This is a genomic window from Actinomycetospora sp. NBC_00405 (genome assembly GCF_036044095.1).
GTDB lineage: Bacteria > Actinomycetota > Actinomycetes > Mycobacteriales > Pseudonocardiaceae > Actinomycetospora > Actinomycetospora callitridis.
Genome location: NZ_CP107938.1, coordinates 3,291,019 through 3,311,691, shown reverse-complemented (window position 1 = coordinate 3,311,691; position 20,673 = coordinate 3,291,019). Strand labels below are relative to the sequence as shown.

At 74.5% G+C, this 20,673-nt stretch carries 20 protein-coding genes; 19 read left to right on the top strand and 1 reads right to left on the bottom strand.

The window, feature by feature from the left end:
• The 16 genes from OG774_RS16260 to OG774_RS16185 all read left to right on the top strand — a co-directional run bounded on the left by OG774_RS16260 (position 1) and on the right by OG774_RS16185 (position 16,001).
• Positions 1–711: an ABC transporter ATP-binding protein gene (locus OG774_RS16260; RefSeq protein ID WP_328302254.1), complete on the top strand. Its 711-nt coding sequence runs from the start codon at positions 1–3 to the stop codon at positions 709–711.
• Positions 708–1,916 carry an ABC transporter permease gene (locus tag OG774_RS16255; RefSeq protein WP_328302252.1) on the top strand — a complete coding sequence of 403 codons (1,209 nt, stop codon included), beginning with the start codon at positions 708–710 and terminating at the stop codon, positions 1,914–1,916. Before OG774_RS16260 ends, OG774_RS16255 begins: the two co-directional genes overlap by 4 nt.
• Positions 1,917–1,941: 25 nt before the next feature.
• The gene (locus OG774_RS16250; protein ID WP_328302250.1) at positions 1,942–2,583 is read left to right on the top strand and encodes a hypothetical protein; all 642 of its coding nucleotides are present in this window, start codon (positions 1,942–1,944) and stop codon (positions 2,581–2,583) included.
• Positions 2,584–2,795: 212 nt separating this feature from the next.
• On the top strand, positions 2,796–4,367 hold the full coding sequence (locus OG774_RS16245) for a helicase HerA-like domain-containing protein (protein ID WP_328302248.1): 1,572 nt from the start codon (positions 2,796–2,798) through the stop codon (positions 4,365–4,367).
• A 169-nt stretch (positions 4,368–4,536) separates the two neighbouring features.
• Entirely contained in the window at positions 4,537–7,110 is a 2,574-nt protein-coding gene (gene ftsH, locus OG774_RS16240; protein ID WP_328302246.1) for an ATP-dependent zinc metalloprotease FtsH, read from the top strand.
• Between the two features lie 178 nt (positions 7,111–7,288).
• Positions 7,289–7,873, top strand: a complete 585-nt coding sequence (gene folE, locus OG774_RS16235; protein ID WP_328310985.1) for a GTP cyclohydrolase I FolE — start codon at positions 7,289–7,291, stop codon at positions 7,871–7,873.
• 1 nt (position 7,874) lies between these two features.
• Positions 7,875–8,762 carry a dihydropteroate synthase gene (gene folP / locus OG774_RS16230; RefSeq protein ID WP_328302244.1) on the top strand — a complete coding sequence of 296 codons (888 nt, stop codon included), beginning with the start codon at positions 7,875–7,877 and terminating at the stop codon, positions 8,760–8,762.
• Entirely contained in the window at positions 8,759–9,133 is a 375-nt protein-coding gene (gene folB, locus OG774_RS16225) for a dihydroneopterin aldolase (RefSeq protein WP_328302242.1), read from the top strand. Before folP ends, folB begins: the two co-directional genes overlap by 4 nt.
• On the top strand, positions 9,130–9,633 hold the full coding sequence (gene folK / locus OG774_RS16220) for a 2-amino-4-hydroxy-6-hydroxymethyldihydropteridine diphosphokinase (RefSeq protein WP_328302240.1): 504 nt from the start codon (positions 9,130–9,132) through the stop codon (positions 9,631–9,633). Before folB ends, folK begins: the two co-directional genes overlap by 4 nt.
• The gene (locus tag OG774_RS16215; RefSeq protein WP_328302238.1) at positions 9,633–10,112 is read left to right on the top strand and encodes a DUF3180 domain-containing protein; all 480 of its coding nucleotides are present in this window, start codon (positions 9,633–9,635) and stop codon (positions 10,110–10,112) included. Before folK ends, OG774_RS16215 begins: the two co-directional genes overlap by 1 nt.
• Before the next feature lie 89 nt (positions 10,113–10,201).
• The gene (locus OG774_RS16210) at positions 10,202–11,173 is read left to right on the top strand and encodes a DUF6779 domain-containing protein (protein WP_328302237.1); all 972 of its coding nucleotides are present in this window, start codon (positions 10,202–10,204) and stop codon (positions 11,171–11,173) included.
• 51 nt (positions 11,174–11,224) lie between these two features.
• Positions 11,225–12,445 carry a PrsW family intramembrane metalloprotease gene (locus OG774_RS16205; protein WP_328302236.1) on the top strand — a complete coding sequence of 407 codons (1,221 nt, stop codon included), beginning with the start codon at positions 11,225–11,227 and terminating at the stop codon, positions 12,443–12,445.
• 197 nt (positions 12,446–12,642) lie between these two features.
• On the top strand, positions 12,643–13,626 hold the full coding sequence (locus OG774_RS16200; protein WP_328302235.1) for a Rossmann-like and DUF2520 domain-containing protein: 984 nt from the start codon (positions 12,643–12,645) through the stop codon (positions 13,624–13,626).
• A 14-nt stretch (positions 13,627–13,640) separates the two neighbouring features.
• Positions 13,641–14,540, top strand: coding sequence for a pantoate--beta-alanine ligase (gene panC, locus OG774_RS16195; RefSeq protein ID WP_328310984.1), 900 nt, complete (start codon positions 13,641–13,643; stop codon positions 14,538–14,540).
• 1 nt (position 14,541) lies between these two features.
• Complete coding sequence (panD, locus tag OG774_RS29840; protein ID WP_442873882.1) at positions 14,542–15,138, top strand: aspartate 1-decarboxylase; 597 nt, start codon at positions 14,542–14,544, stop codon at positions 15,136–15,138.
• Between the two features lie 32 nt (positions 15,139–15,170).
• Complete coding sequence (locus tag OG774_RS16185; protein WP_328302234.1) at positions 15,171–16,001, top strand: type III pantothenate kinase; 831 nt, start codon at positions 15,171–15,173, stop codon at positions 15,999–16,001.
• Positions 16,002–16,177: 176 nt separating this feature from the next.
• On the opposite strand, the gene OG774_RS16180 is transcribed toward OG774_RS16185, so the two are convergent.
• Positions 16,178–17,719, bottom strand: a complete 1,542-nt coding sequence (locus OG774_RS16180) for a helix-turn-helix domain-containing protein (RefSeq protein ID WP_328302233.1) — start codon at positions 17,717–17,719, stop codon at positions 16,178–16,180.
• 232 nt (positions 17,720–17,951) lie between these two features.
• Between OG774_RS16180 and exaC the strand changes: the two genes are divergently transcribed.
• The 3 genes from exaC (at position 17,952) to OG774_RS16165 (ending at position 20,634) form a co-directional block, all read left to right on the top strand.
• On the top strand, positions 17,952–19,475 hold the full coding sequence (exaC, locus tag OG774_RS16175; protein WP_328302232.1) for an acetaldehyde dehydrogenase ExaC: 1,524 nt from the start codon (positions 17,952–17,954) through the stop codon (positions 19,473–19,475).
• A 16-nt stretch (positions 19,476–19,491) separates the two neighbouring features.
• Positions 19,492–19,929: a DUF779 domain-containing protein gene (locus OG774_RS16170; RefSeq protein WP_328302230.1), complete on the top strand. Its 438-nt coding sequence runs from the start codon at positions 19,492–19,494 to the stop codon at positions 19,927–19,929.
• Positions 19,930–20,034: 105 nt separating this feature from the next.
• Positions 20,035–20,634, top strand: a complete 600-nt coding sequence (locus OG774_RS16165) for a cysteine hydrolase family protein (RefSeq protein WP_328302229.1) — start codon at positions 20,035–20,037, stop codon at positions 20,632–20,634.
• Positions 20,635–20,673: the final 39 nt, after the last annotated feature.

Below are 20,673 nucleotides of genomic sequence, written 5' to 3'. Positions count from 1 at the left end.
GTGTCGGCCATCGAGGGCGTCGGGGAGGTCGAGCACGTCCTCGACGTCCGCGGCCTCTCGAAGGTCTACGGCGAGGGCGAGACCGCGGTGCACGCGCTGCGGGACGTCGACTTCAGCGTGCGCCGCGGGGAGTACGTCGCGGTCGTCGGCCAGTCGGGGTCGGGGAAATCGACGCTGCTCAACATGCTCGGCTGCCTCGACGCACCGACCTCGGGTCGCTACCTGCTCGAGGGCCTGGACGTCGCGAACCTCGACGAGCGCCAGCAGGCCGTGCTGCGCAACCGGCAGATCGGCTTCATCTTCCAGGCGTTCAACCTCATCCCGCGCACCACGGCGCTCGCCAACGTCGAGCTGCCGCTGGTCTACGCCGGTGTCGGGCGGCGGGTGCGCCGCGAGCGTGCGGAGGCGGCGCTCTCGCTCGTCGGGCTCGAGGGACGGTCCGACCACCGTCCCAACCAGCTCTCCGGCGGGCAGCAGCAGCGGGTCGCGGTGGCGCGCGCCCTCGTCACGACCCCGGCGCTGCTGCTGGCCGACGAGCCGACCGGCAACCTCGACACGGCGAGCACCACCGACGTGCTCGGGCTGTTCGACCGCCTGCACGAGGCGGGCCGCACCATCGTGATCATCACCCATGACGACGAGGTCGCGTCCCGGGCCGAGCGCGTCGTCGTCGTCACCGACGGGCGGCTCACCGAGGCGACGCGGCGGTGAGTGTCGTCGAGATCGTCCGCTTCGCGGTGCGCGGCCTGATCGCCAACCGCCTGCGGTCGTTGCTGACGATGCTCGGGATCATCATCGGCATCGCCGCGGTGATCCTGCTGACGGCGCTGGGCAACGGGGCGTCGGTCTACATCCAGAGCCAGATCGCGGGTCTGGGCGCCAACAGCATCACGGTCCTGCCGCGCCAGCCCCCCGAGACCGCGGGCACCGACGGGCGCCCGCTGACCTCGGCCGACGCCCGGGCGCTCGCCGATCCGCAGGGCGCGCCGGACGTCGCGTCGGTATCCCCGGTGGTGACGCTCTCGGCGACCACGACCGCCGGCCGGGCCACGAGCGACGTCACCGTCCTCGGCAGCACCCCGTCCTACTTCTCGGGCGCCAACGTGCAGATGGGCACCGGCCGCTTCTACACCGAGGCCGACGTCGAGGCGGGCCGCAAGGTCGTGCTGCTCGGCCGCACGGTCGCCGACGACCTGTTCGGCGTCGGCTCGGACCCGGTGGGTCGGGACGTGCTGGTGGACGATGTGCCGTTCCTCGTCATCGGCACCCTGGCGCCCGCCGGCCAGGGGCAGGGGCTGTCCAACCCCGACGAGAACGTCCTCGCCCCGCTGACCGCGGTGCAGGGCTCGCTGACGGGCTTCGGCAACCTGAGTCAGATCGTCGTGCAGGCCCGGTCCACCGAGGCGCAGGCCGCCGCCGAGAGCGAGATCAACAGCATCCTGGACCGCCGGCACGGGATCGAGCAGCCCGACAACCGCGACTACCAGGTGCTCAGTGCACGCCAGCTCGCCGACGTCCTCGACGACACCCTCGGCGCGTTCACCCTGCTGCTCGCGGCCATCGCGGCGATCTCGCTGGTGGTCGGCGGGATCGGGATCACGAACATCATGCTGGTGTCGGTGACGGAACGGACCCGGGAGATCGGCATCCGCAAGGCCCTCGGGGCGCCGCCGTCGGCGATCCTCGGGCAGTTCCTCGTCGAGTCGATCATCCTCAGCGTGGTCGGCGGCATCCTCGGCGTCGCGGTCGGCTACGCCGGGACGCTCGTGCCGCTCGGCGACTTCCGGCCGGTGATCCTGCCCGCCGCGGTGGTGGCCGCCGTCGCGGTGTCGGCCGCCATCGGCATCTTCTTCGGCGCCTACCCCGCCCGCCGCGCCGCCCGCCTGCGGCCCATCGACGCCCTGCGCCGGGAGTGACACCCGTGGACCTCCAGGAGGAGCCGTGACCCAGCCGCCCGACCCCGACCAGGCGACGTCGACGGACACCGAGCCGGCGCGGGACGACCGCGACGCGAGCGACGGCCGGGACGCCCGTGACGCCGACGCGCCCACGGCGGTGCACACGCCCGACGCCGCGCCGACCGAGCAGTTCCCCGTCCCGCCGCCCCCGGCGCGCCGGTCGGGGCCTGCGCAGCAGTCCCGGCGGACGCCCCGGGAGGACGACGCGGCGTCGGTGCTCGACCGCCCCGTCGACGACGTCGACCTGGCGACCCGACTGCAGCGGCCCGGACTCGCGCGGTCCACCCGGATCCTGCTCCTGGTGCTCGGCGGGGTCGTGTGCCTGGCGCTCGGGGCCTTCATCGGCCGCGCAACGGCCCCGGACACCGGGCCCGGCTCGGTGCCCGACCTGCTCGGCGTCGTCGAGTCCGTCCAGCCGACGGGCGGCGGCTTCCCGATCGTCACGGTCCGCTCCGGCGACGGCACCCTCACGCCGCTGCGCACGACGGCGGGCACCGGTGTCGCCGTCCCGCGCCCCGACGGCCCGGCCGGCCTGCGCGTCGGCCAGCAGGTGACGGTGCACGCCGAGCGCGGCGCCGACGGCGCGATCACCGCGGTGCGCGTGGACGTCCCCGCGGGGTCCTGAGCGCTCCACGGGGGTGGTGGAGCGAGGGTCACCCCGACTGCGTGGGAGGCAGCGAGGGCGTCCCTCGCTCATCGCCGCCCGCCGACCCGAGGTGGCGCGAGGGTCACCTCGACTGCGGTGGACGCACTCGAGGTGACCCTCGCTCCCGTACCCCCGCGAGCTCCACACCGCTCAGACACCCCCGCGCCCCCGCAGCCCGCTAGCCTCCCCCCGTGGCCGACCAGGGTGCAGCTGCAGAGATCGCCGCCGGATACGCGACCGAGGCCGGTGCGCTCGAACTGGGCGCCGTCGTGATCGACGGCGTCGCGGCGCCGGAGGCGCACGTCCGCATCCCGTTCGCGACGCTGAACCGCCACGGCCTCGTGGCCGGCGCGACGGGCACGGGCAAGACCAAGACGCTGCAGAACCTCGCCGAGCAGTGCTCGGCGGCCGGGGTCCCGGTGCTGCTCGCGGACATCAAGGGCGACCTCTCGGGCCTGGCGCACCAGGGCGAGACGAGCGACCGCGTCACCCAGCGCGCGCACGAGACCGGCGACGACTGGGCGCCGACGGCCTACCCAGTGCAGTTCCTGTCGCTGGGGCGGGGGATCGGCGTGCCGGTCCGCGCGACGATCACCGGGTTCGGGCCGATCCTGCTGTCCAAGGTGCTCGGGCTCAACGAGACCCAGGAGTCGACGCTCGGGCTGATCTTCCACTGGGCCGACGGCCAGGGCCTCGCGCTGCTCGACACCAAGGACCTGCGCTCGGTCATCCAGTACCTGATCTCCGACGAGGGCAAGGCCGAGCTCAAGGGCATCGGCGGGGTCTCGGCGTCGACGGCCGGGGTCATCCTGCGGGCGCTGGTGAACCTCGAGGCCCGGGGCGGCGACGAGTTCTTCGGCGAGCCCGAGTTCGACCCGGAGGACCTGCTCGTCGTCGAGCCCGACGGCACGGGGCGGGTGACGCTGCTCGAGCTCGCCGACCAGCAGGCCGACCCGACGCTGTACTCGACGTTCCTCATGTGGTTGCTCGCCGAGCTGTTCGAGGAGCTCCCCGAGGCCGGCGACGTCGAGAAGCCGAAGCTCGTCTTCTTCTTCGACGAGGCGCACCTGCTCTTCAGTGACGCCTCGAAGGCGTTCCTCGACCGCATCGAGCAGACGGTCAAGCTCATCCGCTCCAAGGGTGTCGGCGTCTTCTTCTGCACCCAGCAGCCCACCGACGTCCCCAACGACGTGCTCTCCCAGCTCGGGGCGCGCGTGCAGCACGCCCTGCGCGCGTTCACCCCCGACGACCAGAAGGCGCTGACGAAGACGGCGCGGACGTACCCGAAGAGCGCGGTCTACGACATCGAGGAGCTGCTGACGACGCTCGGCACCGGCGAGGCGCTCGTCACGGTGCTCTCCGAGCGGGGGGCGCCGACGCCCGTGGCCTGGACGCGGATCCGCGCGCCGCGCTCGCGGATGGCCGCGATCGGGGAGCCCGCGGTCACCGAGGCGGCCCAGGGCTCGCCGCTGTGGCCGAAGTACGGCACGCCCATCGACCGCGAGTCGGCCCACGAGAAGCTCGCGGCTCGCACGGGGGCGACGAATGCGCCGGCCACGCCGCCCGCCGAGCCGGTGCCGCCGCAGCAGGCCCCGCAGGAGGCGCCGCCGCAGGCACCGCCGCCCGCCGAGGACGAGGGGCCGGGCATGGTCGAGAAGGCCATGGCCAACCCGGCGGTGAAGTCCTTCGTCCGCTCCCTCGCCAGCCAGCTCGGTCGTGAGATCACCCGCGGACTGTTCGGGACCGCGCGCCGCCGTCGCTGACGGCCACCGGGTCTTGCGCGCCCGGACCGCCGTCGGGCCCGCGGGGTACATTGAGCAGATCAGGGCCCCACGGACGTCCGTGCGTGGGCGGACCCCGAGCCGAGACGACTGACACCGACCGCAGGGTCCACCCGGGGAGGGTCGAGGGCCGCCTGGAGGCCGCAACCGTATGGACCGCAAGCGCCTTCTCCGCAATCCACTCATCTGGATCGTGGTGTTCTTCCTCGTCTACCTCGGGGTCTCGTCGCTGCTCAGCGACACCCGCGGGTTCACCGAGGCCCCGACGTCGCTCGCCCTGCAGCAGGTCGAGGCCCGCAACGCGTCCGAGATCACGATCGAGGACAAGGAGCAGCGTCTCCGTCTGACGCTGACCAACCCCGTGCAGGTGCCCGGCGTCGACGGCGCCGCGCCCACGACGACCAACCAGATCTACGCGCAGTACCCCGCCGCCGCGACCGACCAGGTGTTCGCCCTGGTCCGCGAGAACCCGGCCGGGTCGGGCTTCGACACCCGGGTCACGCAGGACTCGATCCTGACCCAGATGTTGATCTACCTGATCCCGCTGGGCCTGGTGCTCCTGCTGCTGTTCTGGATGATGAACTCCCAGGGCGGGGGCAACCGCGTCCTGTCGTTCGGCAAGTCCAAGGCCAAGCAGCTCAACAAGGACATGCCGAAGACCACGTTCTCCGACGTCGCCGGGGCGAACGAGGCGGTGGAGGAGCTCTACGAGATCAAGGACTTCCTCCAGAACCCGGCCCGCTACCAGCAGCTCGGCGCGAAGATCCCCAAGGGCGTCCTGCTCTACGGCCCGCCCGGCACGGGCAAGACGCTGCTGGCCCGCGCGGTCGCCGGTGAGGCGGGCGTGCCCTTCTACACGATCTCCGGCTCGGACTTCGTGGAGATGTTCGTCGGTGTCGGCGCCTCCCGCGTGCGCGACCTGTTCGAGCAGGCCAAGCAGAACTCCCCCTGCATCGTCTTCGTCGACGAGATCGACGCCGTCGGCCGCCACCGCGGCGCCGGCATGGGCGGGGGCCACGACGAGCGCGAGCAGACGCTCAACCAGCTGCTCGTCGAGATGGACGGGTTCGACGCCCGCGGCGGCATCATCCTCATCGCCGCCACCAACCGGCCCGACATCCTCGACCCGGCGCTGCTGCGGCCCGGTCGCTTCGACCGCCAGATCCCCGTGGCCGCGCCGGACCTCGCCGGCCGTCGCGCGATCCTCGCGGTGCACTCCGCGGGCAAGCCGCTCGCCCCGGAGGCGGACCTCGACGGTCTCGCCAAGCGCACGGTCGGGTTCTCCGGCGCCGACCTCGCCAACGTCATCAACGAGGCCGCGCTGCTCACCGCCCGCCTGGGCAAGACGCAGATCGACAGCGCCGCGCTCGAGGAGTCGGTCGACCGCGTGATCGGCGGCCCGGCCCGCAAGAGCCGCATCATCTCCGAGCAGGAGAAGAAGGTCGCGGCCTACCACGAGGCGGGCCACGCGCTGGCCGCGTGGGCGATGCCGGACATCGAGCCGGTCTACAAGGTCACGATCCTCCCGCGCGGCCGCACCGGCGGTCACGCGCTCGTCGTCCCCGAGGACGACAAGGAGCTCATGACCCGCTCGGAGATGCTGGCGCGCCTCGTGTTCGCGATGGGCGGACGCTCGGCGGAGGAGCTCGTCTTCCACGAGCCCACCACCGGTGCGTCGTCCGACATCGAGCAGGCCACGAAGATCGCCCGCGCGATGGTCACCGAGTACGGCATGAGCGCCAAGCTCGGCGCGGTCAAGTACGGCCAGGAGCAGGGCGAGCCGTTCCTCGGCCGCTCGGCCGGCCGTCAGCCCGACTACTCGCTCGAGGTCGCCCACGAGATCGACGAGGAGGTGCGCAAGCTCATCGAGGCGGCGCACACCGAGGCGTGGGACATCCTCAACGTCCACCGCGACGCGCTCGACGCGCTGACCGGCGAGCTGATCGAGCACGAGACGCTGCAGCGCCGCGACCTCGAGCGGATCTTCGCGTCGGTCACCAAGCGGCCCCGCATCACCGCGTTCAACGACTTCGGTGAGCGCGTGCCCTCGGACCGGCCGCCGATCAAGACGCGACGCGAGCAGGCCGCCGAGCGCGGCGAGCCGTGGCCCCCGCCCGGCGAGCAGCGCAGCGCCGACACCGAGCCCGCCACCGTCGGCTCCGTCGCCGGCAACGGGCACGCGGCGGTGCCCGCGGTGAACGGCTCCTACGGGGCCCACGCCGCGGGCAACGGCCACGACCGTCCCCACGACCGGGCCCAGGAAGCGGGCCAGTCGCCCACCCCGCCCCAGGGCACGCCCACCCAGGGCATCCCGGACGTCTACCGCAGCGGTGCCGGTGCCGGCGCCGGCTCGAACGGCGGCGGCGGCCGTCGCTCCGCCGAGGACAAGCCGTCGTCGGTGGCGCCGAACTACGGTGCCCCTCCCGGCTGGACGCCCGCGACCGTGCCGCACGGCACGACGTGGAACCCGGGCGGAGCCGGTCGCTCCGGCGGTCCGGGGCAGGGACAGGGCCCGGGCCAGTACGGCGCATCACGCCCGGCGGGCGAATCCGTGCCGAACCCGTACGGTGACCCGGATGGCCGAACCCGCGAGGGCCGGTCGGACGGCTGGCCGGAGGGTCGGCACACCGGTTCGTCGTCCACGGGCTGGGGCCACGACGGGTCCGACGGCACCACCGGCCAGTCCGGCACGGACGGACGGGACACCCCGCGCGGCCAGGGCTGAGCCCACCGTTGGGCCCCACCGCTGGGCCAAGGGCCGGCTGCCCGCCGGCCCGGTCGAGGAAGACCGCGAGGGAGACGTGACGACCAGTCAGGAGCTGGACGGCGAGCCGGAGACCGACCGCGACGGGTCCCGGGTACGCCCGACCGACGACGGCGCGGGCGGGCCGGTCGGGGCCGCGGTGGCCCCGGAGTGGCCGACGTTCGACGCCGAGCGTGCCGAGGCCGCGGTGCGGGAGCTGCTCTTCGCCATCGGCGAGGACCCCGACCGCGACGGCCTGCGGGACACTCCCGCCCGGGTCGCGCGCTCCTACCAGGAGCTGTTCGCCGGGCTGCGCGCCGAGCCCGCGGCGGTGCTCGACCGCACCTTCTCCGAGAACCACGACGAGCTCGTCCTCGTCCGGGACATCCCGATGTTCTCGATGTGCGAGCACCACCTGCTGCCCTTCCACGGTGTCGCGCACGTCGCCTACATCCCCGGCCCCACGGGGTTCGTCACCGGGCTGAGCAAGCTCGCCCGGCTCGTCGACCTCTACGCCCGCCGCCCGCAGGTGCAGGAGCGTCTGACCACGCAGATCGCCGACGCCCTGACCGAGCGTCTCGACACCCGGGGAGCGCTCGTCGTGATCGACGCCGAGCACCAGTGCATGTCGTCGCGCGGCGTCCGCAAGCCCGGGGCACGCACCACCACGTCGGCCGTGCGCGGCAGCTTCAAGACCTCGGCCAGCACCCGGGCGGAGGCCCTCAACCTCATCCGGGGACGCTGAGATGGGGGTGCCCGGCGGTTCCGAGCCGCCGCGCTCGCACCGGTTGCCCGACCCGGGCCGGTGCGTGGTGATGGGCGTGCTCAACGTGACGCCGGACTCGTTCTCGGACGGCGGTCGCTGGCTGGACCGCGACCACGCGGTCGCCCACGGCATCGACCTGCACCAGCGCGGCGCCGACCTCGTCGACGTGGGCGGCGAGTCCACCCGGCCCGGCGCGGAACGGGTCGACGCCGCCACCGAGATCGCGCGGGTGGTGCCCGTGATCCGGGACCTCGTGGCGGCCGGGGTGCGGGTCACCGTCGACACCACGCGCGCGGCCGTCGCCACCGCGGCCGTCGAGGCCGGCGCCAGCATGATCAACGACGTGTCCGGCGGCCTGGCCGACCCGCACATGGCACGCACGGTGGCCGAGGCCGGCGTGCCGTGGGTGATCATGCACTGGCGCGGTCCGAGCGACCGGATGGTCGAGCTCGCCTCCTACGAGGACGTCATCGGCGAGGTCCGCGCCGAGATGGTCGAGCAGGTCGACCGCGCGGTGCTCGCCGGCGTCGACCCCTCGCTGCTGGTCCTCGACCCGGGTCTCGGGTTCGCCAAGACCGCCTCGCACAACTGGCAGATCCTGCGCAAGCTCTCGGTCTTCACCGGGCTCGGCTTCCCGGTGCTCGTCGGGGCCTCGCGCAAGCGCTTCCTCGGCGCCCTGCTCGCCGACGACGACGGCACGCCCCGCCCGCCCGACGGCCGTGAGATCGCGACGGCGGCCGTCTCGGCGCTCGCCGCCGCCAGCGGCGCCTGGGGCGTGCGGGTGCACGAGGTCGGCCCGTCACTGGACGCCGTGGCGGTCGCGGCGGCGTGGTCCTGGGGGACCTCGCCGGCGGAGATCGAGCCGTGAGCGATCGCATCGCCCTGCGCGGCCTCCAGGTGCGGGGGCACCACGGCGTGTTCGAGCACGAGCGCCGGGACGGGCAGGATTTCGTCCTCGACCTGGTGCTCGACGTCGACCTCGCGAAGGCCGGGGCGTCCGACGACCTCGCCGACACCGTCGACTACGGCGCGCTGGCCGAGGGCGCGGCGGCCGTCGTCGCCGGCCCGCCGCGGCGGTTGATCGAGGCGGTGGCGACCGAGGTCGCGCAGCGGGTGCTCGACGACGAGCGGGTCGCGGCCGTCGAGGTGACACTCCACAAGCCACAGGCCCCGATCACCGTGCCGTTCGACGACGTCGCGGTGGTGGTGCGGCGGTCCCGGGAGGGGGAGCGCGGATGAGCCGGGCCGTGCTGTCGCTGGGCTCGAACATCGGCGACCGCGCCGCGAACCTGCGCGGCGCGCTGGCCACCCTGCGCGCCGCGGGCGCTCGGGTGGTCGCGGTGTCGCCGGTCTACGCCACGACGCCGTGGGGCGGGGTGGAGCAGGACGACTTCCTCAACGCCGTCGTCGTCGTCGAGGACCCGAACTCGCGTCCGCGCGACTGGCTCGCCCGGGCCCGGGCCGCCGAGAGCCGCGCCGGCCGCACGCGGGACGTCCGCTGGGGTCCGCGCACGCTCGACGTCGACGTGCTCGACGTGGACGGCACCACCAGCGCCGACCCCGAGCTCACGCTGCCGCACCCGCGTGCCGCGGACCGGGCGTTCGTGCTCGTGCCCTGGCTCGACGTCGACCCCGAGGCCCGGATCGCGGGGCGCGGCCGGGTCGCCGACCTGCTCGCCGCGCTGCCCGCCGCCGAGCGCGACGGGGTGCGCCCCGACCCGACGGCGCTGGTGTCGTGATGAGGACGCGCACGAGCCCGTCGCTGCTGGTGGTCGCCGCGGTCGCCGTCGGTCTGGCCGTCAACCTGGCGGTGCAGGTGGCCTACGGCGACCTGCCGCCGCTGCCCCTGCTCGCCGGGCTCACCCCGCTCGTGCTGGGCATCGCCGAGCTGGTCCTCGCGGCGGTGCTGCGCGCCCGCATCCGGCGCCGGCCCGGCTCGCGCCCGGTCGACGCGCTGGCCACGGCCCGCGCGGTCGCGCTGGCCAAGGCGTCGTCGGTGGCCGGCGCGGTGCTCGGCGGCGCGTGGCTGGGCGTCCTCGCCTACGTGCTCCCGCTGCGCGACCAGGTCGACGCCGCGGGCGCGGACACCGCCAGCGCGGTCGTGGGTGTGGTCGGCAGTGCGGTGCTGCTCGGCGCGGGCCTCTGGCTGGAGTACTGCCTGCGCATCCCCGACGACCAGGGCGACGACCGGGACGACGCGGATCGGCGGCGGCCCTGACCGCGGCGGCGGACCGGTCGCCGGTCGCGACCACGCGCTCGTCCGGCCGGGTGACCAGGGCCGTCCCGGCCCGGGGCTATCCTGCGGCGATGAGCACCCCGGACGGGGAGCTGCGCGGATGCGCCGGCCCCGACCGCCGTCGCGCGGCGCTGCTGGCCACGGCGGCGACGCTCGCGGCGCTGGCCGCCGCGGCGGTGGTGCTCGCCGACGACGCCCGCTGGCTGCGCCTCGGCGTGGTCGCCGCCCTCTGGGCCGCCGTCGTCGCCGGCATCCTCGTCGCCCGCCAATCCCGCGGGGCGGCGGGAGCCGCCGAGGCGGCGCACGCCGCCGCCGCCGACCTCGCCGCGGCCCAGGACGAGGCCGAGGACAAGCTCGCCGCCCTGCGCCGCGACCACGACCTGCAGCTGGCCCGCGAGGCGGCCGCGCGCGAGGAGTCGGAGCGGGCGGCCGAGAAGGCCCGCGAGGACGCGGCGGCCCTGCGCGAGCAGCTCGAGCGGATGCGCGTCGACACCGCTGCCGACGCCGTCACGCTCCGGTCGGTCGGGATGCCGGTCCCGCCCCGGCCCCTGCAGCCCCTGGCGCCCCGGTCCCGCGACACGCGCCTGCGGGTCGTCGGCGACTCCGGGCCCCTCCCGGCCGGGCGGTCCGCCGCCGTCCCGCCACCGGTCCCGCCGCCCGCGCCCCTGCGCCCGGAGGTCCCCGTGGCGCCCGCGCCCCGCTCCGGCGGCGCCGCCAACGGTCGCCGCGCGGTGACGGCGCGGCCCGTGTCGCCACCCCCGCCCCGGGCCGACCCCTCGCCGACCCCGGCCGACCCGTCGCTGCTCGCCACCGGGTCGTTCGTCGACCAGTACGTGCGCTCGGCGGGCTACGAACCCACCGCCGAGCCTCCCGCGGACCCGGGTCCCGGACGACCCGACGAGCGCTCCGGCCGCCGCGCAGGCCCGGACGAGACGTCCCGCCGGTCCACCGACTCCGACTCCGGCGGGCGCACCGTCGCCGAGCTCCTGGCCGCCCACGCCGCCACCGGCCGCACCGGCGGGAGGCGCCGCCGCGAGCCCTGACGCGGCGGTCGGGCGGGCTGCGCCGGGGAGGAGTCGTTACCCTCCGGCAGAGTGATCGCCCCTCCGGTACGGCTCGCGCCGCAGCAGCGCCGCACGCTCGTGTGGCCTGTCGTCGGCCTGATCGTGCTGGGCGTGTGCGGGCTCGTGACGGTCGGACTGGCGAGCACCGAGATCGGTGTCGTCGGCGTCGTCATCGGCGTGGTGCTCGCGCTGGTGCCCGTGGCGCCGGTCGTGGCGGCGTTCCTCTGGATCGACCGGTTCGAGCCCGAGCCCCCGCGGCTGCTGCTCGGGGCGTTCCTCTGGGGTGCCGGGCTCTCGGCGCTCGTCGCGGTCGTCATCAACTCCAGCGCGATCATCGCCGCCGAGCTGCTGCTCGGCCGCGGTCAGGGCGACGTGATCGGCGCGGTGATCTCGGCCCCGCTGGTCGAGGAGTTCGTCAAGGGCGCGTTCGTCGTCGGGCTCCTGCTGGTCCGGCGCCGGGAGTTCGACGGGATCGTCGACGGCGTCGTCTACGCCGGCATCACGGCGGCGGGCTTCGCGTTCACCGAGAACATCATCTACTTCGGGCGCGCCTTCACCGACGCCGAGGGCGCGCCGGCCACCGCCGTGCTCGCGACCTTCGTGCTGCGCGGGGTGCTCTCGCCGTTCGCGCACCCGCTGTTCACGGCCATGATCGGCATCGGGGTGGGCATCGCGTCGCAGGTGCGCTCGCGCGTCGTCGGGACGCTCGCGGTGCTCGGCGGCTACGTGCTCGCCGTCATCCTGCACGCCCTCTGGAACTCGTCGACGCAGCTCGGCGCCGGCTTCTTCGGCGTCTACGTGCTGATCATGCTCCCGCTCTTCGCCGGCATGATCGGGCTCGTCGTGTGGCAGCGACGCCGCGAGCGCGAGGTGCTCGCCCGCCAGATGCCGGGGTTCGCGGCCGCCGGATGGATCGCGCCCAGCGAGGTTCCGCTGCTCTCCAGCCTCACCGGGCGGCGGCGCTGGCGTACGGCGGTGCACCGGCGGGCCGGGGCGCCCGCGGCACGGGCGGTCGAGGACTACCAGCACGCGGTCACCGAGCTCGCGTTCCTGCGCGCCCGGGCCGAGCGGGGAGCCCTGCCGCCGCGGCCCGACTGGCACGCGGAGCTCCTCGACAACGTCGTGCGCGCCCGCCTCGCGGCGGTCAACGCGCCGGGCGTCCAGGGCCTCGCGGGGGCGCCGACACAGGGACACGTCGGCCCGCCCCCGTCCTGGCCCGGCGGGCCACCGGGGCGGCCGCCCGGTGCCTGAGCCCGGGACGCCGGGAGCGAGGGTCACCCCGGCTGCGCCGGGCGCAGCGGGGGACGCCCTCGCTGCCACCGCCCCGCGCGGCGTGAACCCGCTCACCGCGGCGGCCGTCGCCGCCCCCGACGACTACCGTGGGTGCCAGTGATCGTCCGGTACCCGCGCTGGCGGGACGGGAACGAGCCGAACGAGTGAGGTGGCGCGTGAGCACCGACGCCGACGGGGGCGCCGGGCGGTGGGAGCAGGGCTCCCCGGAGCCGTCCACGGTCCCGACGCCTACCCCTCGTGAGGGCTCACGGCTCGCGGTCGGCGTGGTCTCCGCCGGACGGGTCGGCGCGGTGCTGGGCGCCGCGCTCGCGAACGCCGGCCACCAGGTCGTCGCCGCCTCCGCGGTCTCCCGCGCGTCGCGCGCCCGGGCCGAGGAGCTCCTGCCCGGCGCCGAGATCCTCCCGCCCGACGAGGTCGTGCGCCGCGCCGACCTCGCGCTGCTCGCGGTGCCCGACGACGTGCTCCCCGGCCTGGTCCGGGGCCTCGCGGCGTCGAACTGCCTGCGTCCCGGCCAGATCGTCGTCCACACCTGCGGCGCGGCCGGGGTCGGCGTGCTGGCCCCCGCCGCCGAGCACGACGTGCTGCCGATCGCGCTGCACCCGGCGATGACGATCACCGGGCGGGCCGAGGACGTCGCGCGCCTCACCGGCGCCTGCGTCGGTGTCACCGCCCCCGAGGGCCCGGGGGAGGACGCGGAGGCCGCCTGGCTCGTCGGCGAGGCGCTGGTGGTCGAGATGAGCGCCGAGCCGGTGCGCATCCCCGAGGCCGCCCGCCCGCTGTACCACGCGGCGCTGGCGCACGGGGCGAACCACCTGGTCACGCTCGTGCGCGAGGCCGCCGACCTGCTCTCCGGCGCCGGCATCGAGCCCGCCGAGCGGGTCCTCGCCCCGCTGCTGTCCGCAGCCCTGGACAATGCCCTGCGCCACGGCGACCGCGCGCTCACCGGCCCCGTGGTGCGCGGCGACGCCGGCACGATCGCCACCCACGTCCGTCACCTCCAGGAGCGGGCCCCCGACGCCGTGGGGCTCTACCGGGCGCTGGCCCGGCGCACCGCCGAGCGCGCCCGCGCCGGCGGTCTGCTCGACCCGACCGCCGCGCAGGACGTGGTGGACGCCCTCGCCGAGAGGCCCCGCTCGTGACCAAGCCCTCCAGCCTGCGCACGCACGACCTCGTCGGTCGCGCCCGGCCGAAGTACCACGCGGACCGGCTCACGGTGCACCGCGAGCCGGACGCCCTGCGCCGCGTCACCCGCGCGCTGCGCGGCGGTGGCCGTCGCGTCGTGCTCGTCCCGACGATGGGCGCGCTGCACGACGGGCACCGCGAGCTGATGCGCCGCGCCCGCGGCATCCCGGGCGCCACGACCGTCGTGTCGATCTTCGTGAACCCGCTCCAGTTCGGGCCGGGCGAGGACCTCGACCGCTATCCGCGCGACCTCGAGGCCGACCTCGAGGTGTGCCGCGAGGAGGGCGTCGAGCTGGTCTTCGCCCCCGAGGTCGAGGACATGTACCCCGACGGCTTCGGGGTGCGCGTGGACCCCGGGCCGCTCGCCGACGAGCTCGAGGGCGCCGTCCGCCCGGGCCACTTCGCCGGCGTGCTCACGGTCGTCAACAAGCTCTTCGCGATCGTCGGACCCGACGTCGCGTTCTTCGGCGAGAAGGACTGGCAGCAGCTCGCGCTCGTGCGCCGGATGGTGCGTGACCTGAACACCGACGTGCACGTGGTCGGCGTCCCCGTGGTGCGCGAGCCCGACGGCCTCGCCCGGTCCTCGCGCAACGCCTACCTGTCCGAGGACGAGCGCGCCGCTTCGGTGGCGATCTCGGCCGCACTGTCGGCGGGGATGTACGCGGGCGAGCAGGGTGCGGCCGCCGTCGTCGACGCCGCCCGGGCCGTGCTCGAGGCCGAGCCGCGCCTGTCCGTGGAGTACGTCGAGCTGCGCGACCCCGAGCTCGGGCCGACGCCCGACATCGGGGACGCGCGGCTCTTGATCGCCGCCCGCGCGGGGGGCACCCGATTGATCGACAACGCCGCCGTGTCCGTCGTGAGGAGAGTCTGACGTGCAGCGCACGATGCTGAAGTCCAAGATCCACCGTGCGACGGTGACGGACGCGAACCTGCACTACGTGGGCTCGGTGACCGTCGACGAGGACCTCATGCGGGCCGCGGACCTGCTCCCCGGCGAGCAGGTGGCGATCGTCGACGTCACCAACGGCGCCCGTCTGGAGACCTACGTGATCACCGGCCCCGCCGGCTCGGGGGTCATCGGGATCAACGGCGCGGCCGCGCACCTGGTGTCGCCCGGCGACCTCGTCATCCTCATCTCCTACGGGGTGATGGACGACGCGGAGGCCCGCACCTACCAGCCGCGCGTCGTGTTCGTCGACGAGGCGAACCGCGTCCTCGACCGCGGCGCCGACCCGGCCCGGGTGCCCGCCGCCGCGCCGACGACGTCCCTGCTGCGCCCCGGCACCGAGGCCCGCCCGGCCGCGCGCCGCGAGGCCGTCGCCGGGCCCGCGATGACCACCGTCGGCAACAGCTGGGGCGCCGAGCCGGCGCCGCCGCCCCGGCAGCAGGCGAGCCGTCGCGGAGGGCGCGAGCCCGCCGAGACCACCGACGCCCGGCGCCTCGACGCGCTGCTGTCCGCCGACCACTAGGGCCCGGCACCCGGGGGGAGGGCGCGGCCGTCGTGCTGCTCTGCGTGGACGTCGGCAACACCCAGACCGCGCTCGCCCTCTACCCGGACGACGAGACCGGCGCCGCGGTCTGGGACGCCCGCCTGCGCACCGAGCCGCGCGCCACGGGCGACGAGCTCGCGCTGCTGGTGCGCGGCCTGCTCGGCCCCCGGGTCGGTGACGTGTCGGCGGTGGCGGCCCTGTCCACGGTGCCGGCGCTGCTGCGCGAGCTGCGGGGCATGGTCACCCGGCACTTCGCGGGCCTGGACCACCTGCTGGTCGAGCCCGGGGTCCGCACCGGTGTGCCGCTGCTCGTCGACAACCCCAAGGAGGTCGGCGCCGACCGCGTCGTCCAGGCCCTCGCCGCCTACGAGCGCCACGGCGGGCCGTGCGTCGTCGTCACCTTCGGTACGTCGACGACGGTGGACGCGGTGTCGGCGCGCGGCGAGTTCCTCGGCGGCGCGATCGCCGCGGGCGTCGCCGTGTCCGCCGAGGCGCTCGCCGTCCGTGCCGCCGCGCTGCGTCCGGTCGAGCTCGCGGTGCCCCGCTCCGTGCTCGGGCGCAACACCGTCGAGAGCATGCAGGCCGGGCTGGTCCTCGGGGCCGCGGCCATGGTCGACGGCCTCGTGACCCGCGTGGCCCGTGAGATCACCAGCCGCGACCCCGAGGGGCGCGCGCCGGTCGCCGTGCTGGCCTCGGGCGGCCTGGCGCCGCTGGTGGTCGGCGAGTGCGCGACGGTCACCGAGCACGTGCCCGACCTGACCCTGCTCGGCCTGCGCACGGTGCACCGTCGGTGGCGCGAGCGGCGCGACGACCGGGCCGCCCGGCGGGCCACCCGCTCCTGAGCCACCACCTCCGCGGGGAGGGGCACGCCCCCGCGATCGGCGGGGGCCTGCCCGGCGGTGACGGCAGCGGCCGACGCCGGCATCGGCCGTGACGGCAGCACCGACGCCACCAGCCTGCAGTACCGGGTCGCCGACCGGCAGCCTGTGCACCGGAGGCTGACGCCGGACGGGCGTGCTCAGGCTGAGCGGTCGCCGAGCTCGTCGCGGCGCGGGTCGCCGTCGGGCAGCAGGCGGCGCAGGCGCTGGGCGAGCTCGGGGTCCTCGGCGCCGGACTCGGTCCGGACGAGCGCCCACAGGGCGTCGACGTCGCCACGACGCAGGACCGCACCGCGCACGCCGACCTCGATGATGTCGCGCTCCTCGCGCACACCGGGGGCGTCGGAGGTGGGCAGCAGACAGCCACGTCGCAGCACGTCGGGTGGGGGGAGGCGGCGCTCGCGCAGGGCGGCGCGGACGTCGATGAAGTCGGCGTCCACACGGGCCCGCAGCCGGTAGGGCTGGGTGCTGATGATGCTGTATCCGGCCTCCGGCGCGGCAGCTCCGCTGCGCTTCGTGCCGCAGGAACCGAGGGCGGCGCGCAGGCGGTGGACCTCGGAGCGGACGGTCACGGGGTTGCCGGCGTCGCCGTAGAGCGCCTGGGCGAGCTGGTCGGCGGTGAGGCCGTCGGGGTGCAGCGCGAGGAGCACGAGCATCTCGGCGTGGCGCAGGCTGATCCGCACCGGGCGCCCGTCGAGGCGGGCGACGGGACGCTCGGCGCCGAGGAAGGGCAGGGCGAGCGTCGGGCGCGACGTGGTGCGCGGCGCCAGGCGCAGCAGCCAGCCCTCGGCCAGCGGCTCGAGCAGGCCCTCGCCGCGGTCGCCGAGGTCGACGCGGTCGCCGTCCCGGGGGATCGAGATGCGGTCGGGTAGCCAGCCGTCCGGCCGGGCGGTGAGCACCCGGCCGCGCGGCGCGAGCAGGGCGCCGGGCTCGCCGCGCAGCCCGTCGAGGTGGGGCTCGTTGCGTGCCCGCAGCCGCTCGTCGCGCTCGACCAGACGCGCGCGCAGCGTCATCTCGGCCAGCTCGGCGGCGGCGCGCACGAGCGCCAGCGTGCTGGGGTGGAACGTCGTGAGCGGGCCGGTGAGGTCGACGGCCGCGATCACCTCGCCCGTGTCGGGGTCGTGGATCGGGGCCGCGGCGCACGTCCACGCGCGGTAGAGCCGCACCAGGTGCTCGGCCGAGTGAATCTGCACCGCGCGCCCGTCGGCCAGCGCCGTACCCATGGCGTTGGTGCCGATCGAGTCCTCGCTCCAGCGCGTGCCCTCGACCAGGGCCACGTCGTCGGCGCGGCGCAGCACGCCGGTGTTGCCCTCGCGCCACAGGATGTGCCCGCGTGCGTCGGTCACGATCATCATGTGGACGGCCTCGTCGGCCGCGTCGAGCAGGGTGCGCCGCAGGACGGGCAGCGCGGGGGCGAGCACGTGGCTGCCGCGGACCTCGTCGAGCTCGTCGGCGCCGAAGACGTGACGGGGACGCCCGTGGTCCGGGTCGACGTGCGCGTCGAGCGAGCGGCGCCACGACGCCGACACCACGTCGCGGGGCGAGGCGGGGCCCGTGCTGCCGGACAGGACGGCGTCCCGGACCTTCTCGAGCAGCCGGCCGCGCTCGATCGGGTCGCCGGTCGCGGTGCCCGTCGCGGGGCGCCCGCCATCGCCGTCGCGCTCCGGCATCGGCGCCCCCACCAGTGGAACGGGAGGCGGGACCGGTGCCGTCGTGGCACGTCGGCGTCCCACCGGGGACACGGGTGTCCCTCCGAGAAGAGTGCTGCATCGCCGCTGGTGAGGCAACCCTTCATCGAAGCCGCGCACGCGGTGCCGTTCGCACGAGGCGCCCGAATCTGCGGTTGCAACGCCCGTGCAACCCCCGCGTCCCTAGTGTCCGCGATCACGTCACCCAGCATGTGGAGGTACACAGATGGCCACGTACGCGGCCCCGGGCACCGACGGCTCGGTCGTCACTTTCAAGCCCCGTTACGACCACTTCATCGGCGGCGAGTACGTCGCGCCTGCGAAGGGCCAGTACTTCGAGAACCCGACCCCGATCACGGGTCAGACGTTCACGGAGGTCGCGCGCGGCACCGCCGACGACATCGAGAAGGCCCTCGACGCCGCCGAGGCCGCTGCCCCGGCGTGGGGCAGGACCTCCGTCGGCGAGCGCGCGAACGTCCTGAACAAGATGGCGGACCGCATCGAGGCGAACCTCGAGATGATCGCCATCGCCGAGTCCTGGGAGAACGGGAAGGCCTGCCGCGAGACCCTCGTGGCGGACATCCCGCTCGCGATCGACCACCTGCGCTACTTCGCGGGGGCGATCCGGGCGCAGGAGGGCGGCCTCTCCCAGATCGACAACGACACGGTCGCCTACCACTTCCACGAGCCCCTGGGCGTCGTCGGGCAGATCATCCCCTGGAACTTCCCGATCCTCATGGCGATCTGGAAGCTCGCGCCCGCCATCGCGGCCGGCAACGCGGTGGTCCTCAAGCCCGCCGAGCAGACCCCGGCCTCGATCCACGTCCTCATGGACGTCGTCGCCGACCTGCTCCCGGCCGGCGTCATCAACATCGTGAACGGCTTCGGGGTCGAGGCGGGCAAGCCGCTGGCCTCGTCGAGCCGCATCCGCAAGATCGCGTTCACGGGAGAGACCACCACCGGGCGGCTGATCTCCCAGTACGCCTCGGAGAACCTCATCCCGGTCACCCTCGAGCTCGGTGGCAAGAGCCCCAACGTCTTCTTCGACGACGTCGCGGCGCAGCAGGACGCCTTCTACGACAAGGCGCTCGAGGGCTTCACGATGTTCGCCCTGAATCAGGGCGAGGTCTGCACCTGCCCGTCGCGGGCGCTCATCCAGGGCGGCATCTACGACGAGTTCCTCGGCCAGGCCGTCAAGCGGACCGAGCAGGTCAAGCAGGGCAACCCCCTCGACACCGACACGATGATCGGCGCCCAGGCCTCGAACGACCAGTTCGAGAAGATCCTGTCCTACATCGACATCGGTCGCCAGGAGGGCGCGAAGATCCTCACGGGCGGCGAGAAGGCCGACCTCGGCGGGGACCTCTCGGGCGGCTACTACATCCAGCCCACCGTGTTCGAGGGCAACAACAAGATGCGGGTCTTCCAGGAGGAGATCTTCGGGCCGGTCGTCTCGGTCGCGCGGTTCGACGACTACGAGGACGCCATGAGCATCGCGAACGACACCCTCTACGGACTCGGCGCCGGGGTGTGGTCGCGTGACGCCAACACGGCCTACCGTGCAGGGCGGGACATCCAGGCCGGTCGTGTCTGGGTGAACAACTACCACGCCTACCCGGCCCACGCGGCCTTCGGCGGGTACAAGCAGTCGGGCATCGGGCGCGAGAACCACAAGATGATGCTCGATCACTACCAGCAGACGAAGAACATCCTGCAGAGCTACTCGGACAACGCGCAGGGCTTCTTCTGATCCTCGAGGAGGATCCATGACCGAGGCCACGACGGACACCGACGTCACGAAACCCGTCACCGCGGTGCCGGGGTCGGGCACGGCCCGGGTCGTGGTGACGCCCGCGGCGGCGGAACTGCTGCCGAAGCTCACCGAGATCCACGGACCGCTGATGTTCCACCAGTCCGGTGGGTGCTGCGACGGCAGCGCCCCGATGTGCTATCCGGACGGGGACTTCAAGATCGGCGGTTCGGACGTCCACCTCGGCGATCTCACGATCGAGGGGCTGGAGAAGCCGATCGGCTTCTACATGTCCTCGTCGCAGTACGAGTACTGGAAGCACACGCACCTCACCGTCGACGTGGTGAAGGGGCGTGGCAGCGGGTTCTCGGTGGAGGCGCCGGAAGGCGTGCGCTTCATCATCCGCTCGCGGCTGTTCACCGACGACGAGATGCGCGAGCTGGGCGACCTGTAGGGCGGTCTCAGAGCAGAGCACGATCGAGGGGCGCCCTGACTGCGTGGCACGCAGCCGGGGCGCCCCTCGCACGTTCACGACCCCCCTCCGACAAGGAGTTCAAGGATGAGCACCCCGTCCCCGACGCTGCGCGAGCTGACCGGCATGCCCGCGACGCCCGCGAGCCTGCGCGACTCCGCGCTGGTGATGATCGACCTCCAGAACACCTACACCCGCGGCGTCATGGCCCTCGAGAACGTCGAGCCGGCCATCGACGAGGCCGCCGCCCTGCTGGACCGCGCGCGCAGCGCCGGCATCCCGATCGTGCACGTGCAGCACGACGCCGGTCAGGGCACGCCCTACGACGTCCACGACGAGATCGGCGCGATCGTCGACCGCGTGGCCGCCCGCGACGGCGAGCACCGCATCGTCAAGAACTTCCCCAACTCCTTCGTCGGCACCGACCTCGACGAGTACCTGCGCGGGGCGGGCGTGACGAATCTGGTCCTCGCCGGGTTCATGACGCACATGTGCGTGAACTCGACGGCCCGCGGCGCCTTCAGCGCCGGTTTCGCCCCGTCCGTCGTCGCCGGGGCCACCGCGACCCGCGCACTGCCCGGACCCGACGGCACGGTTTCCGCCGCGAGCCTCCAGGCGGCGAGCCTGGCCGCGATCAGCGACATGTTCGGTGTCGTCGTTCCGGACAACAAGGGGATCCCCGACTGACGTTCAATTGTGGCCGTCCCGCGAAAAATCGCGCCGGGC

Excerpts from the sequence above, each read along its gene's own strand:
- ftsH (WP_328302246.1), top strand. The coding sequence starts at position 4,537 with ATGGACCGCAAGCGCCTTCTCCGCAATCCACTCATCTGGATCGTGGTG.
- folP (WP_328302244.1), top strand. The coding sequence starts at position 7,875 with ATGGGGGTGCCCGGCGGTTCCGAGCCGCCGCGCTCGCACCGGTTGCCC.
- OG774_RS16215 (WP_328302238.1), top strand. The coding sequence starts at position 9,633 with ATGAGGACGCGCACGAGCCCGTCGCTGCTGGTGGTCGCCGCGGTCGCC.
- OG774_RS16170 (WP_328302230.1), top strand. The coding sequence starts at position 19,492 with ATGACCGAGGCCACGACGGACACCGACGTCACGAAACCCGTCACCGCG.
- OG774_RS16210 (WP_328302237.1), top strand. The coding sequence starts at position 10,202 with ATGAGCACCCCGGACGGGGAGCTGCGCGGATGCGCCGGCCCCGACCGC.
- OG774_RS16165 (WP_328302229.1), top strand. The coding sequence starts at position 20,035 with ATGAGCACCCCGTCCCCGACGCTGCGCGAGCTGACCGGCATGCCCGCG.
- folK (WP_328302240.1), top strand. The coding sequence starts at position 9,130 with ATGAGCCGGGCCGTGCTGTCGCTGGGCTCGAACATCGGCGACCGCGCC.
- exaC (WP_328302232.1), top strand. The coding sequence starts at position 17,952 with ATGGCCACGTACGCGGCCCCGGGCACCGACGGCTCGGTCGTCACTTTC.